This is a genomic window from Sphingomonas sp. SORGH_AS_0879 (assembly GCF_030819175.1).
GTDB lineage: Bacteria > Pseudomonadota > Alphaproteobacteria > Sphingomonadales > Sphingomonadaceae > Sphingomonas.
In genome coordinates this window covers 1,030,971-1,044,352 of sequence record NZ_JAUTBJ010000002.1, presented here as the reverse complement: position 1 = coordinate 1,044,352, position 13,382 = coordinate 1,030,971, and the positions used below count along the sequence as shown (strand labels likewise).

Annotated in this window: 11 protein-coding genes; 5 read left to right on the top strand and 6 right to left on the bottom strand. The window is 65.3% G+C overall.

The features are described 5' to 3' along the window. Positions 1-3 precede the first annotated feature (3 nt). Both QE379_RS05600 and QE379_RS05595 read right to left on the bottom strand, forming a co-directional pair. Positions 4-867, bottom strand: a complete 864-nt coding sequence (locus QE379_RS05600; RefSeq protein ID WP_306998659.1) for a tyrosine-protein phosphatase — start codon at positions 865-867, stop codon at positions 4-6. A 22-nt stretch (positions 868-889) separates the two neighbouring features. Continuing rightward, positions 890-3,529 (bottom strand): TonB-dependent receptor, encoded by a 2,640-nt coding sequence (locus QE379_RS05595; RefSeq protein ID WP_306998657.1) that lies wholly within the window; start codon positions 3,527-3,529, stop codon positions 890-892. Positions 3,530-3,771: 242 nt separating this feature from the next. Between QE379_RS05595 and QE379_RS05590 the strand changes: the two genes are divergently transcribed. Further along, positions 3,772-4,944: a TetR/AcrR family transcriptional regulator gene (locus QE379_RS05590; protein ID WP_306998654.1), complete on the top strand. Its 1,173-nt coding sequence runs from the start codon at positions 3,772-3,774 to the stop codon at positions 4,942-4,944. 188 nt (positions 4,945-5,132) lie between these two features. Here the strand turns inward: QE379_RS05590 and ftrA are convergent, their stop codons facing one another. Further along, positions 5,133-6,140: a transcriptional regulator FtrA gene (ftrA, locus tag QE379_RS05585; RefSeq protein WP_306998652.1), complete on the bottom strand. Its 1,008-nt coding sequence runs from the start codon at positions 6,138-6,140 to the stop codon at positions 5,133-5,135. A gap of 53 nt (positions 6,141-6,193) precedes the next feature. On the opposite strand from ftrA, the gene QE379_RS05580 reads away from it, so the two are divergent. The 4 genes from QE379_RS05580 (at position 6,194) to QE379_RS05565 (ending at position 10,493) form a co-directional block, all read left to right on the top strand. Then, a complete protein-coding gene (locus tag QE379_RS05580) occupies positions 6,194-6,601 on the top strand; it encodes a rhodanese-like domain-containing protein (protein ID WP_306998651.1) in 408 nt (135 codons plus the stop codon). A gap of 10 nt (positions 6,602-6,611) precedes the next feature. Next, complete coding sequence (locus QE379_RS05575; RefSeq protein ID WP_306998649.1) at positions 6,612-7,076, top strand: GNAT family N-acetyltransferase; 465 nt, start codon at positions 6,612-6,614, stop codon at positions 7,074-7,076. A 225-nt stretch (positions 7,077-7,301) separates the two neighbouring features. Further along, entirely contained in the window at positions 7,302-8,072 is a 771-nt protein-coding gene (locus tag QE379_RS05570; RefSeq protein ID WP_306998646.1) for a LytTR family DNA-binding domain-containing protein, read from the top strand. A 168-nt stretch (positions 8,073-8,240) separates the two neighbouring features. Beyond that, on the top strand, positions 8,241-10,493 hold the full coding sequence (locus tag QE379_RS05565) for a TonB-dependent receptor domain-containing protein (protein WP_306998644.1): 2,253 nt from the start codon (positions 8,241-8,243) through the stop codon (positions 10,491-10,493). 81 nt (positions 10,494-10,574) lie between these two features. Here the strand turns inward: QE379_RS05565 and QE379_RS05560 are convergent, their stop codons facing one another. Genes QE379_RS05560 through QE379_RS05550 form a run of 3 tightly spaced genes read right to left on the bottom strand, consistent with a single transcriptional unit; the run spans position 10,575 to position 13,356 of the window. Continuing rightward, positions 10,575-12,296, bottom strand: a complete 1,722-nt coding sequence (locus QE379_RS05560; protein ID WP_306998642.1) for a hypothetical protein — start codon at positions 12,294-12,296, stop codon at positions 10,575-10,577. Beyond that, positions 12,293-12,625 (bottom strand): hypothetical protein, encoded by a 333-nt coding sequence (locus tag QE379_RS05555; protein ID WP_306998640.1) that lies wholly within the window; start codon positions 12,623-12,625, stop codon positions 12,293-12,295. The genes QE379_RS05560 and QE379_RS05555 overlap by 4 nt, the downstream gene beginning before the upstream one ends. Beyond that, positions 12,622-13,356 (bottom strand): hypothetical protein, encoded by a 735-nt coding sequence (locus QE379_RS05550; RefSeq protein WP_306998637.1) that lies wholly within the window; start codon positions 13,354-13,356, stop codon positions 12,622-12,624. Before QE379_RS05550 ends, QE379_RS05555 begins: the two co-directional genes overlap by 4 nt. Positions 13,357-13,382 lie beyond the last annotated feature (26 nt).

The window sequence follows — 13,382 nt, the reverse complement described above, 5'->3', positions numbered from 1 at the left end:
GGGTCAGGCGCGGGTCAGGAAGCGGGTGCGCAACGTCCTGATCGCGGCGGGGTCGAGGCCGAGCTGGTTGCGCAGATAGCCGTCGAACCCGCCGGGCTGCGCGCGCATCGTCGCGAACGCGGCATCGAGATAGCGGCGATCGACGCCCATCAGCGCCTTCAACGCATCGGGTGCCAGGCGCCTCATGAACGCGGCGGTCTGATCGTCGGCGGCGGTGCCGCTGGCACCCTTGCGCGGGTCGTAATAGCGGTTCGACAGCAGATAGTCCTTCATCACCGTCGCCTGCGGCACTCCCAGCACGGTCAGCACCAGCGCCGCGGCGATGCCGGTGCGGTCCTTGCCCGCCGAGCAGTTGAAGGCGAGCGGCACGCGCCCGGCAACCAACTCACCGAACATCCGGCGATACTGGCTGGCGAAGCGCAGCGGCATCTGGGTATAGGCGGCGGTCATCGCTTCTGTTGCCTGTTCGACGGTCAGGTTCGGGCGCATCAGTCCGGCGAAGTCGCGGTCCATGCTGTAATCGTCTGCGAAGATCGCCGGCCGGGCATTGCCGGGCCAACGGACGGGCGCGCTGTTGCGTTCGCGGGTCGAGCGAAAGTCGCAGACGGTGCGGATGCCGCGTGCTTCGAGTTCCCGGAAATCGCGATCGGTCAGGTTGTTCATTGCCCCCGAGCGATAGAGCAGCCCCCATTTTACCTGCCGCCCGTCACGGGTGCGATAGCCGCCGAGGTCGCGGAAATTCTGACCGCCTTCCAGCGGCAGCACGCGCTGGTGCTGGACGGCGGGCGTGGCCTGATGCGCAACGGCAAGCGTCGCGGGCGGAACGGTGACGACAAGCAACGCCGTCAGCGCGAGGAAATGGCGCATGTCGTATCCTTCGATGTCTGGATCAAAAGTTGAAGCGGATGCCGCCCATGTAACGGCGACCGATCTGTTCGACTTCGGTCGGTCGGCCTTCATTGCCCTGATAGGCAGAGTAGACCGCGTCGGTGAGGTTATTGAGGTCGGCGTAGAGCGACAGGTTCGGCGTCACCGCATAACGGATCGCGACGTCGACATTGTCGTAGCCGGCGCGATATTCGTCGCTGCCGCCGCCGAGTCCCAGGCCGCCCAGCGTGTCGAGCCAGCGGGTGCGATGCTGATAGCTGACCCGCGCCGACAGGCCGAACTTCTCGTAGTAGAGCGAGGCATTGGCGATGCGGTTCGACGTGCCGGGGAAGCGGATGTCCTGCCGCTCCGCCGTGTCGAAGCTGCCGTCGATCAGCGTCAGATTGCCCTGGAAGCCGAAGCCGTCGAGTGCGCCGGGCAGAAAGGTGAATTGCTGCTGATAGTTCAGTTCGACGCCGTAGAGCTTGCCGCTCTGGCCGTTGAAGGTCGAGGACAGCAGATAGCCCGAACGGTCGATACCACCGGCATCGAACGCATTGCTGCCGACGCGCTGGGTATTGCCGTAGAGGACATTGTCGACCCAGCGGTGGAAACCCGCGACCGACAATATGCCGCTGCCCGGCAGATAATATTCGAGGCTGGCGTCGATGCCCCAGGTATATTCGGGGCGCAGCGTCGGGTTGCCGCCGCCGATCTGGCCGGGCGAGGCGGTGTCGTCGATCGAGGAACCCACGCGCACCTCGCCAAAGGATGGCCGGGCGATGCCGCGCTGTCCGGCGATGCGAAACACCAGTCGGTCGGTCAGGTCGAAGCGGGTGTTCAGGCTGGGGAACAGGTCGGTATAGCGCTGCCCGGCGGAAAGCGGCTGCAACCGTCCGCCGGCCAGCGTCGCGGTGCCGCGATTGTCGAGGTCGAAATGCTCGACGCGCAGGCCGGCGACGACCTGCCCGCCGTCGAACGTCAACTTCGCCATGCCGTATCCGGCGAGCAGCTTTTCGCCGAGTGCATAGCGGTTGCTGACCGGCACGTCGCGCGCCGGATCATAGACGCCCAGCGTCCGCAGCCGCGCGACGATGGTGTCGATATCGCGGCGCATCGCCCGGTTGTCGATATTGTTCAGCGTGAAGCCGAGCGGGAAGTTCGTGTCCCAGCGCTGGTCGGTGACGTAGCGGTTGACGTCGAAGCCCAGCCCCGATCCGGCGGGGAAGCTGGCGAGGTTGATGATATTGGCGGTGGCGAAGGTGAAGCCGCTGATCGACCGGTCGGTATAGAGGCCGCCGCCCGACACGGTGACGTCGTCCATCTCCTGCGAGACGTCGAACTTGATGGTGTAGCTGTCGGTGAAGCTGTCCTGCCGGCCGATGATCGCGATCGGCGCGGCGAGCGTGCGCTGGTCGAAGCCCGACAGCGCGGCGCCGCGCGTCGGCACCGTGCCGGCATTGGTCGCATAGAGCTGCACGATCGGAAAGCGCGGATCGCGGAAATCATAGGTCAGCGAGGGTGAGGCGGCGGCCGGCGTGCTCGCCTGCACCAGCGGCAGATAGGTCGTGTTCTCGGTCCGGGTATAGTTGAGCGCCACCGAAGCCTTCAGCCCGTGGCCGTCGTCCAGCTCGCCGCCGATGGTGTTGATATAGTTGCGGGTACGATACTGGCCGTCGTTGAACGTGCCGCGCACCGGCACTTGCACCAGATCGCCCCCGGTCAGGTTGCGCGTGCCCGATGCCGCCCGGTCGAGCCGCAATTCATACTGGTTGCGCTGTTCGTCGTCGTTGAAATCGGTGTAGATCGCCTTGGCCCACAAGCGCTGCCCTTCGACCGGCTGATATTCGAGGCCGGCGAACAAACCGTTATTCTCGCGGATCAGGCGATAGCTGCGGATGTCGATTTCGGTCGGGCCGAATTGGGTGTCGGTGGCACTGGTCGGTTCGTCGTACAGCCCGACCTCGCGATTGTCGGTCACCTGATGGCGGCGATAATGCGACCCGCCCAGCACCACGCCGAACACGTCGTTCGACCAGCTTGCGCGCAGCGACCCTTGCCGCTGTTCGCCACCGCCCAGCGCCATGATGCCATAGCCGAGATCGCCCTGGACGTTCAGGCCCTTCTCGCTCATCGGCGAATAGGTGCGCAGGTCGATATTGGCGACGATCGCCTCCGCCTGCAGGTTCGAGGTCAGCGACTTGTTGATCGCAAGGCCGCTGAGCAGCACCGCCGGGATCGCGTCGAAGCGATACGCGCGGGTGGTGCCGCCTTCGTCAACGCCGATGACCGGCACATTGTCGATGCTGACCGAGGTCCAGCGATTGGGCGCGCCGCGCACCTGGATATAGCGTTCCTGCCCCTGGTCGCGCTGCACGGCGACGGCGGGGAGACGGGCGAGCGCGGCGGCGCTGTTCTGGTCGGGGAAACGGCCGACCGCATCGGCGGCGGCGATGTCGACCAGATTGTCGGCCATGCGCTTCTGCAACACCGACGAACGCTGCGCCTCGACGATCGAGCCGGTCACGACGATCTCGTCCCCTTCCGCCGGGTCTTCGACCGGCACTGCGGCTTCGGGCGCGCGCGCATCGGGCATCGCAAGTTGCTGCGCGGATGCTGGCGTAGCAGCGATCGTCGCGGCGGCGATCGCGATACTGGACACGGTGGCTGACGGGAAAATCGACATATTGTTACCCCCAAGGTTCACTGTTGGGGCTGTCGCTAGAACGAATGTATTTCACATCGCCGTCAATGCGATGTCAGTTCTATTACACATCATCCCGTTCACCGGAGTTAAGATGTTCGCATAAGGGAAATTTTGGTTCATCGTCCGGCTCCCGAAAAAATTTTGTAGAACGAATGTATTTGGAAGACACGGGCGACCCGCCCGGTTAATCGGTAGCGATGGCGGACATCGAACCCACCCGCGACCGGTTGGTCGGCGCGGTCCTGCGCGCATGGGAGCGGGCGGGCAGCAGCGGGATTTCCGCGCGGGGTGTCGCGCGCGACGCGGCGATACCGGTGTCGTCCATCTATCATCATTTCGGCGACATGGACGGGCTGATGCTGCGTGCCGCCGACACCGTCATGGCGCGCGCCGCACAATGGTTCGCGACACAGGCACAGGCGCTGTCGGCGGCCACGGGCGATGCGTGGGGCCTCGCCCATCTGCTCGGCGCGACGATCGATGCATGGTGCGAGGACCAGCGCGGACTCGCCTATGCATGGCGCGAGATACAGTTGCAGGCCATGCGCGCGTCCATCTGGCACGGCGCGGCGCAGACGGGATGGCAATTGTTGTTCGATTTCTGGCAACCGATTTGTAACCGGTTCGGCGTCGGCGACATGACACCGTCGGTGGTGCTGTTGTTCGATAGCGAGACGTCGCTGCATCTGGTGCGTTGGCAGCGGCTGATCGACCGATCGGCAATGGCGGAACTGTGCTCGACCTGGGCCGGGTGGATCGATGGCCGCGCCGGAGCGCCCGCACCATGGCGGGCGCTGGCGATGCGGGAGGCACTGGCCGGGCAGCCGGCGATACCCGACTGGGACCCGGCGGCCGAGCAGATCGCCGCCGCCGCCGCGCGCACCGTGGCGCAGCGCGGCGTCCCCGGCCTGACCCACCGCGCGGTCGCGGATACGGCGGGGCAGACGCTGGGTATCGTGTCCAACCGGTTCCGTAGCAGTGCCGACCTGCTGCGCGCGGCGTGCGAGGCGTTGTACCGGGAGATCGTTCGACCACTTGGCGAAGGCGATGCGCCAATGGATCTCATCGCGGATCAGGCCGAACGTCCCAGTGACGATCTGGCCCTGCGCGCCTTTTTCGAACTTGCGCTGGCGGCGTCGCGAGAGCCGGCGTTGCTGCCTTTTGCCGCGCAACTACGCTATCTGCGCGGGCGGACGTCGATCCGGCATCTGCGGGCGATCCTGCCGCCGGACCGCCCCCCCTCGGCAGCGGACGGCGCGCTCTTGTCGTCGCTGTTCTCCGGGCAAACCCGTGCGCGATTGACGGGTGCCGGAATGCCTCCGCTCGAACAGGGGGTAACCACGATGTTAGCGCGATTGTCGGTCCGCTAGCACATTGCGGATCGGCAGCCCGCGACCGTTTCGCACTGCCGGCCGCCGGCTGCCGGCAGCGCTTTCAGAGGCTCAGTTTTGAGAACTCGCGATCTTTCTCTTTTCTCGATCCAGTCCGAGAACGCCCCGGCCGTCTCACGGGCCGTTTTCAACCGAAAAGTTGTCGACGGCGTTGTGGCCTTTCAGCATCAGGCTTCGACGCGACGAAATTGCTTGCGATAGAGGTTCGGCGGAATGCCAACGTTCGACGTGAAGTGCAGCCGCAGATTGGTGGCAGTTCCCATGCCTGTCCTATCGGCGATGTGTTCCATCGACAGGTTCGTCGTCTCGAGAAGATCGCGCGCGAGGGCGAGACGCTGCGTGGTCAGCCACGCCAGCGGGCTTTCCCCCGTTTCCTCGCGGAAGCGCCGCGCCAGTGTGCGCTGGCTCATGGTAGCCGTGCGTGCCATCCGTTCGATCGTCCACGGCTTCGCCAGATCGCCGCGAAGCCGGTCCAGCAACAACCCGAGCGCACTGTCCGACCGCGCAAGGACCGGGCGCTCGATGAACTGCGCCTGCCCACCGCTGCGATGCGCGGCGACCACTAGGCGTCGCGCCACGCTGTTCGCTGCGTCGGGACCGAAATCGAGGCGCACCAGATGGAGCAGCAGGTCGATCCCGGCTGCCGATCCGGCCGAGGTGAAGACGCGATCGTCGCCGGCATAGAGCGTATCGGCATCCACGAGGACGGTCGGATAGGCCGTTTGCAGACGTTCGGCATAACGCCAGTGCGTCGTTGCGCGACGACCGTCCAGAAGCCCTGTCGCCGCCAGCAGGAAGGCACCCGAGCAGATCGAGACCAGGCGTGCGCCGCGCGCATGGGCGGCAAGCAAGGCGTTGCGGAGGGTGTCGGACGGAACCTCTCCCTCCGATTGCCAGCCAGGGATCACGATCGTCCCCGCCTCGGCCAGCACATCAAGGCCCTTGTCGACCTCGACCGCCAGACCTGCATTCGTTGCCAGTCGGCCGGGCCGTTCGGTGCAGGCGGCAAACCTGTACCAGTCGGCCCCCATCTCCGGACGCGAGAGGCCGAAGACCTCGGCGGTGATGCCTAATTCAAACGCACAAAGCCCCTCATAGGCGAGAGCTACGACGAGGCGATTGGGCGTGGCGGAAACCTTTGGCATGATCCTTACGATAAACGGCAATGCAGCCACTGGCGAGGGGTGTCGGGGAAAGGGCACAAAGCGTCATCAACAGGAGACACTTCATGGCCAACGCCGTCATCGATATACCCGCAGCTCCGGCACCCGAGGCCGAGGCACACTTCGCCGACACCTTCCGTTTCGAGACGGATTGTTGGGACGTGCATGATGCGCTGTCGCGCCCTGACCCCGGTTTCGTGCTGCTCGACGTGCGCGGCCCGGACATGTTCGCCAAGGGCCATGTGCCTGGCGCGATCAATCTGCCGCATGGCAAGATCATCGCGTCCAAAATGTCGGCATGGCCGGCCGATACGCTGTTCGTCACCTATTGCGCAGGTCCACATTGCAATGGCGCGGCGCGGGGAGCGCTACGCCTGGCAAAGCTGGCCAAGTCGGTGAAGATCATGACCGGAGGCGTGACCGGATGGATCGACGAGGGTTTCCCGCTGGAAAGCGGTCAACCAAGTGCCTGATCCCTCCATCATGACCGACGCGGGTAACGACGGCCTCTGCATCCGGCTTGCCACCGGAGCGGATGCAGAGGCGATGCTTCCCCTGATCCGCAGCCATGCCTCATATGAGCACGGGCGGGCCAGCGTCAGCGAAGCAGCCTTGCGTTCGGCTCTGGACGGCACGTCGGCACCACTGTCGGCTTGGATTGCCATCCCGGGCCGCAAGCTGGTCGGATACGCATCCGCGACGGTGGACTTTTCGACATGGACCGGCCGGCCATTCCTCCACCTCGACTGCCTGTTCGTGCAGGATCGCTGCCGAGGCCTTGGTGTCGGCGCGAGGCTCTTGGAAGCGGTGCGCGCCCATGCGGTGGAGCGCGAGTTAGCAGAAATGCAGTGGCAGACACCCGATTGGAACCACGACGCAATCCGGTTCTATCGTCGCGAAGGGGCGTTATTCCTGCCCAAAGCGCGCTTCTTCCTGTCAGTGAGATAAGCGCCATCACTTTCTCAAAGCACCATCCGTTTTGAGACGTCGGTTTCGAGACCCTTCCCATGGGACTTGGGGCGGAACCACAAAGGAGAAATCTCAAGCACCCGCCGCGTGGAACATTTGAGCCGTTGACTGACCCGGCCATAGTTCGCGTACCAACGGGGCATGTCGGTTCCGCAACCATCCCCTTTCGCCCGGCTGTCGGCGATCCCCCTACGCCCACCGAGCTTGCTCCTTCTCTGGACGGTTGGTGCGCTGCTGTTGACCTGTCTCTACTGGGTGGTTTTCTACAACTTCTGGCCGAACGTAACGCCGTTCGTCGCCGCGCTGATGGCGGTGTCGAACGTCGCCCCTCTCGCCGTGCTGGCGGCGCTGACGCGTGCCGTCCTGAAGACCTATGTCATGCCGCAGGGCGTGGCCGTGCAGTATCTCGCGCATATCGTCCTGGCGCCGTCGTTCGCGGTCACATGGTATTGGGCCGTCCTGCTGCTTCAGGCGCTGGGGGCCGCGACGCATAACGGCGGCATCCGCATCTACAGTTTCCCGCCGGTCGCGCAGGTGTGGCAGGCGTTCCAGGGGCTGGTCCTTTATGCGCTCGTCGCTGCCATCTGCTACGCCGTGCGCGGCGGGCGGGAGGCGTCGCCGGTGTCCTTCGTCGAGGCAGCGCCCCCGCTGGAACGCTATCTCATCCGCACCGACGACGAGTTCGTGCCGGTGCAGGTGGCGAACATCGTCTCGATCGTCGGCGCGCAGGATTACAGCGAGGTGACGACGTCGGCGGGCAAGTGCCATCTCGTCCGGATGAGCCTCGGCGAATTTCAGCAGCGGCTCGACCCGCATCGGTTCGTCCGCGTCCATCGGTCGAGCATCATCAACCTCGACCATCTCGAACGACTGGAACCGGCCGGCAACGGACGGATGATCGCGCATCTCGCCAGCGGTCCGCAGATCGAGGTGAGCCGATCCGGCGCCCAGCTCCTCCGCAGCTTCGTGGTCTGACCTTCTACTAGGCGAACGGATATGGCCGTTCGCCGATCAAGGCAGCGGTTCGCCCGAAACAGCCTGTCCGTTCATCGCCGCACATGTTCGTTCGCGGCATTTGTCGCAGCAAGCCTTTGAGAAACCTTACCCCCGGCTCGACCAGACACTTTGGGGAAGCCGAAGCATATGCATCATCACACCGCGTCACTCCGGGCCACCATACGGGTCGCCACGTTGCTGGGTGTCGCTCTGCCCGTACCGATCTTCGGCCAGACGGTATCGCCTGCGGCCACTTCTCGCCCGGTGCCGCCCGCAACGACGACACCTGACGGCCAGAAAGAGAAGGATGCGACGATCACGGTGACCGGGTCGCGCGATGGCATTCAGACATCAATCGACGCGACCAGCTATAGCCTGTCGAAGAACCTCCAGGCGACCAATGGCACGCTGGCGGATGCGCTGCGCGGCGTACCCTCTGTCGACGTCGATCCTGAAGGAAACGTATCGCTCCGCGGCGATCCGAGCGTGACCATCCTGGTCGATGGTCAGCCGTCCGGGCTGCTCACCGGCCCGTCGCGCGGCCAGACGATTCTGCAACTTCCGGCCGATCGCTACGCGCGGGTCGAAGTCATGACCAACCCGTCCGCCGCCTATAGCCCCGAAGGATCGGGCGGCGTTATCAACCTCATCACCAAGCCGACTGCGCCCCGCGCCGGGACCACAGCGACCGGCTCGATCCGCGGCGCAGTCGGCGATCGTGGCCGCTGGACGGGAGCGGCCAGCGGATCATGGCAGCGCGGGCGCTGGACGCTGTCCGGCGACATCAGCAGCCGCTACGATCCCGTCACGCTCAGCCTGTTCCGCGTGCGGGAATTGCTGGACCCCAGTACCGGGGCCGTGAGGTCGACGACCCGCGACGATCAGGAGATCACGTCGAGCCAGCGGGGCACGGTCGGTCGGCTGACCGCCGAATATCGGCCAGACAGCCGCACCCAATTGACGGTTGAGGCGCGCGGCACGTCGATCCGGACATTCGGTACGGGCCTCGACGTGTTCGACATCCGCGATACATCAGGCAATCAGACGGGCGCCTTCGCGCGGGATGGTTCGGCAGCGTTCGACGTCACCAACTGGGGCGGCACGCTGCGCATGCTCCGCCGCTTCGACAATGCCGGTCATGAATGGACCAACGAACTGCGCTATGACACTAACGACACGGATAACCTGTTCCGCGTCACGACCCGCTACGACCTGCCGACAGGGCCGAACCTCTTCGAGCGATCCGACCAGCACATCGGCTTGGCGACGCTCGGTTTCACCAGCGCCTATGTCCGCCCTATCGCCAGTGGCGGAAAGCTGCGCCTTGGGTACGAACTGACCGACCAGCGCCCGGAGCAGCGATTCGAGTTTCGGCGTGGTGCGGCAGTGGATCAACTGGCGGTAGTCGACGGGCTGACCAACGCCTTCAATGGGAGCCAGACCGTCAATGCCGTTTACTCCACCTATGAACGGCCGTTGAGCACGGACCTGTCCGCGCAAGCCGGACTGCGGCTCGAACAGACGAATATCCACATCGACGACCTGAATGGCAGCTCGCCGGTATCCCAGCACTATTTCCGTGCCTTTCCGACCGCTCATGTCGAGTACCGGCTATCACCGACGGAGACGCTGCGCGCCAGCTATTCACGGCGCATCCAGCGACCGCAGCCAGGTCAGCTCAACTCCGCCGTCATTTTCGTCGACTCCCTCAACCGCCGGTCAGGCAATGCCGGATTGCGGCCGCAGGAGACGAATGCGGCGGAAATGACCTGGCAGCGACGCCAAGGTCAGGGGTTCTACCAGGCGACGCTATACCTCCGCGACACGAACCGGTCGTTCACCGATATTGCCCAGGATATCGGCAACGGGCTGCTGCTCACCCGACCCGAGAACCTGGGCGCGCGACGCGACATCGGCATGGAGCTGTCGCTGAACGGCCCGTTGCTACCGACGCTGCGCTACAGCGGCGGCATCAACCTGTTCCATCAATCCGTCCGCGCGGACGGCATTCCCGGCGGCGAATATCGCGAGGCATTGCTGGCCAGCGGCCGGTTCAGCCTCGACTGGCAGCCGACCAAGGCGGATTTCGTCCAGCTGTCGGGCTTCTGGGTCGGCGACGCGCTGCTCGCGCAGGGCAAGCGTGAGGTGGGCGGGATGCTCAACTTCGGCTATCGCCGCAAGCTCGACAGCCGCTTCTCCCTCAACCTGACCGGGCGCGACCTGCTGAACAGCTTCAGGATCCGGACCGCCTATGACACGCCGCAGTTCCGCGACCAGTCCGGGCAGCATCTGAAATTACGCTCGGTGCTGATCGGCCTGACCTACAATCTGGGTTCGACACCACGGCGACAGCCGGAACAGTTCGACTTCACGACACTGCCGACCGGCGGAACACAGTGATGATCGGCCGCGTGCCGACCGATCAGATCCCAACGGATTGCCGTCCGTGCCATCCGCTGAAAACGGATGGCACGGACGCGGTCATCGCTTCTTGGTCTTCGCCTTCTTCTTTCTCTTCTTTTTTGGCGCGTCCTTCGGCTTTCTCGACAGCATTTCGCGCATCTGGTCAGTCGCCGGGGGCGAGATCATCATGCCGAAGTTCTGCGAACCGCGGGCGGCGTCAATGTCTTCGGTCATGTCGGAGGATGGCGGGCTGTTATGTCCGATGCCACCGTGGGTCGGCGACACGCCGTGTGCCCGGCCCAGCACCGCGACCACCCCTTCGGGCACACGGCTCGTATCCCGCAGGATTTCGGGCAGGATGCCCGCCTTCGCCTCGCGGTATCCCATAATCGCGTCCTGCTGATACTGGCGGTAATGCGCGATGTCGTCGCCATGATCGTTCAGCCACAGATGCGCCTGATAGCGCGCCGTATAGCCAAGTTCGCCGGGCTTCGGCCGGTCGGCGACCAGCGCGAGGGCCCTCTTGCGCAGCGTGTTGCCCGACTTTTCCTTGAGGATATCGTCCATCGCGAAGGGACTGAACGCGTCGAGCGGATCTTCGTCCTTGCCCTGCGCCTGCCGCGACAGCCAGAGGGCGGCAGCCGGATTGTTCTCCGCCATCCATGCATAGCTGATCGTCGCGATCGCCCAGGACACGCGGCGCATCGACATGGCGTCGAGCCTCGGTCCGTTCGGCCTGTAGCGGCGGTTCCAGTCCTGGGCGGTGAGCATGATTTCCACCAGCCCGACCGAGGCGTGCTGACGCCAATCCAGCCCCCAATATGTCGCGGCGGGGCGGTTCTGGCGCGACCATCCATGGTCCTTGCGTTGTTCCAGCCAGAAGGCGGGGCTAGCCTCGACATTGCGGGCGATCGCCTTGGCCTGCTTGGGCGTGGCGGGCGCGATATCGAGACCCTCCCGTTCCTTGGCCGTCACCGACAGGCTCGCCGCGCACATCTTGGCCCAGGCCGCTGCGGCTTCGGCATCGCCGCGCTGCAGGATGGTCCCCGGCGCGCCCAGGGCGATCGATTGAAAGGGCAGCATCTCGATGCCCCGCCTGACGGCGGCCGGCTGATGGGGACCGGCCGCCAGCGGTATGCGCGGCACAAGGCGACGGGTCGAAAGCTCGATGCCCGCGTCGAAGGCCATGACGAGCAGCCCGGCATGATTCATGGCTAGGCGGGCCAGTTCGCCGTAGAGGACCGCGACGAGGAAGGGCGGGAGATAATCCGCCTCGGGCTTTTCCCACAGCCCCCGCACACGATCCGGCCACGGATCATCGACGATCGCACGACGCAGCGCGACCGCCCCCTTGAGATCCTTGGCGATCACCCGATCGAAGACTGCACGGTCGCGCAGCCGCAGGTCGTCGAGATAGATCGCCAGATCGCGGGGCGAATGACCGACCAGCGTGACGAGATGCTCGGCACGTCGACAATGCGCGGCCATGCTGCTGACGGCAAATACGTCTTGGCCTTCACCCGCACCAGACTCACGCGGGCGGACCATGATCTGCCGCCAGACCGATCCGCTGAGGCGCGCCACGGTCATGGTACCGTCGATGATCGCGACCGCGCCTTCTGGCAGCGACGTCATATCGATCGGGAGACGATGGGGCGTGCGGGCGATGCCGCAGCCATCGCTCAGCGGCTGGCCCGGCATCCAATAATCCCAGCCGCGCCGCAGACCGACCGACGGATCGATGCCGTCGTCAAGGTCGGCTTGCGCGACCGCTGCGGCGATTTCATCGATGATGCTCATGAATCGTCTCCTGCGTTCACGTTACCTTGCTGGATGTTGAGGGATCGTAGGTCGCCGCGCGCTTGCTCGACCGTGCGGGCCAACGCCGCGTCGTAATCCGCAAGCCACGCTTCCTGCGCCGCCGTGATGGCGACGAGCGCTTCGGCGGCGGTCGCCAGATCGTGCCACTCCTCTTCCGCGTCGCGCGGGTTCGCACCCAGCGCGCTTTCGATCTGCTGCATCCGGCCGATCAGGCCTTCGGCACGACGCGCCAGCGCGTCGTAACCCTGAAAGCGCTCGACGCGGTCGCCGACGACGACCGAGCGGATTTCGTCGAGGATGTCGGTCATGCCGCGTTCCCCACGGTGCTCGTGTCGTCGAGCAAGGTTCGATCGGTTGCGCTGATCACCTGGCCGGTCGACGCGGCTGCGACGTCGACCGAGGCGGGCGGCGGCCCGTGCGGGGTATCGGGATCGACCGGCGGGCCGGCGAGCCGTGGATTTCCGCCATGCCGTTCGATCCAGTCGTGCGCCTCACCGCGATTCATCCGGGCGGGCGGCTCGAGATCGAGCGCGGCCACCATCCGTCCGATCAGGAATCCCTGCGATTTCGTCATCGCCTTGCGCCGCCATGCATTGCTGTCCGGATGATCACGCTGCCAGACGCGAAAGCCCGCGACGTCCTCCGCATAGGCGCGGCTGGCGCGATCGAGCAGCAGCGCCTCGCCGCGCTTCGTCCACTCGTCGAGATGGGCACGGACCGCCGCAACCTCGGCCGCGATGATCGTGGCGCCCGGCATCGCGGCGGCGAAGGGTGCGACCAGCTCGATATAAGCGTCGAGCGGCTGGTGGCGCAGCCAGACGCGTGCCGCCGCCATTTCGCCCGTGTATCCCGCATCGCGTTCGAGCCACGCGAGGGCCATGCGGTGCCACTGCTCCGATCGCGTGGTCGACAATAATCGCCCCTTGGCGTTACGCGCCCTTCGCTTGATCTCGGCCAGCCGTTCCTCAGCCCGGCGTTCTACCGCGATGGCCGCCTCATATTCGCGGCGGCGGCGGGCTTCGATGGCGTCATATTCCATGGGTCTTCTCCTCGTCCGTGATGGAC

Coding starts and splice junctions, on each gene's coding strand:
- QE379_RS05600 (WP_306998659.1), bottom strand. CDS start 867: ATGCGCCATTTCCTCGCGCTGACGGCGTTGCTTGTCGTCACCGTTCCG.
- QE379_RS05590 (WP_306998654.1), top strand. CDS start 3,772: ATGGCGGACATCGAACCCACCCGCGACCGGTTGGTCGGCGCGGTCCTG.
- QE379_RS05580 (WP_306998651.1), top strand. CDS start 6,194: ATGGCCAACGCCGTCATCGATATACCCGCAGCTCCGGCACCCGAGGCC.
- QE379_RS05575 (WP_306998649.1), top strand. CDS start 6,612: ATGACCGACGCGGGTAACGACGGCCTCTGCATCCGGCTTGCCACCGGA.
- QE379_RS05565 (WP_306998644.1), top strand. CDS start 8,241: ATGCATCATCACACCGCGTCACTCCGGGCCACCATACGGGTCGCCACG.
- QE379_RS05560 (WP_306998642.1), bottom strand. CDS start 12,296: ATGAGCATCATCGATGAAATCGCCGCAGCGGTCGCGCAAGCCGACCTT.
- QE379_RS05555 (WP_306998640.1), bottom strand. CDS start 12,625: ATGACCGACATCCTCGACGAAATCCGCTCGGTCGTCGTCGGCGACCGC.
- QE379_RS05550 (WP_306998637.1), bottom strand. CDS start 13,356: ATGGAATATGACGCCATCGAAGCCCGCCGCCGCCGCGAATATGAGGCG.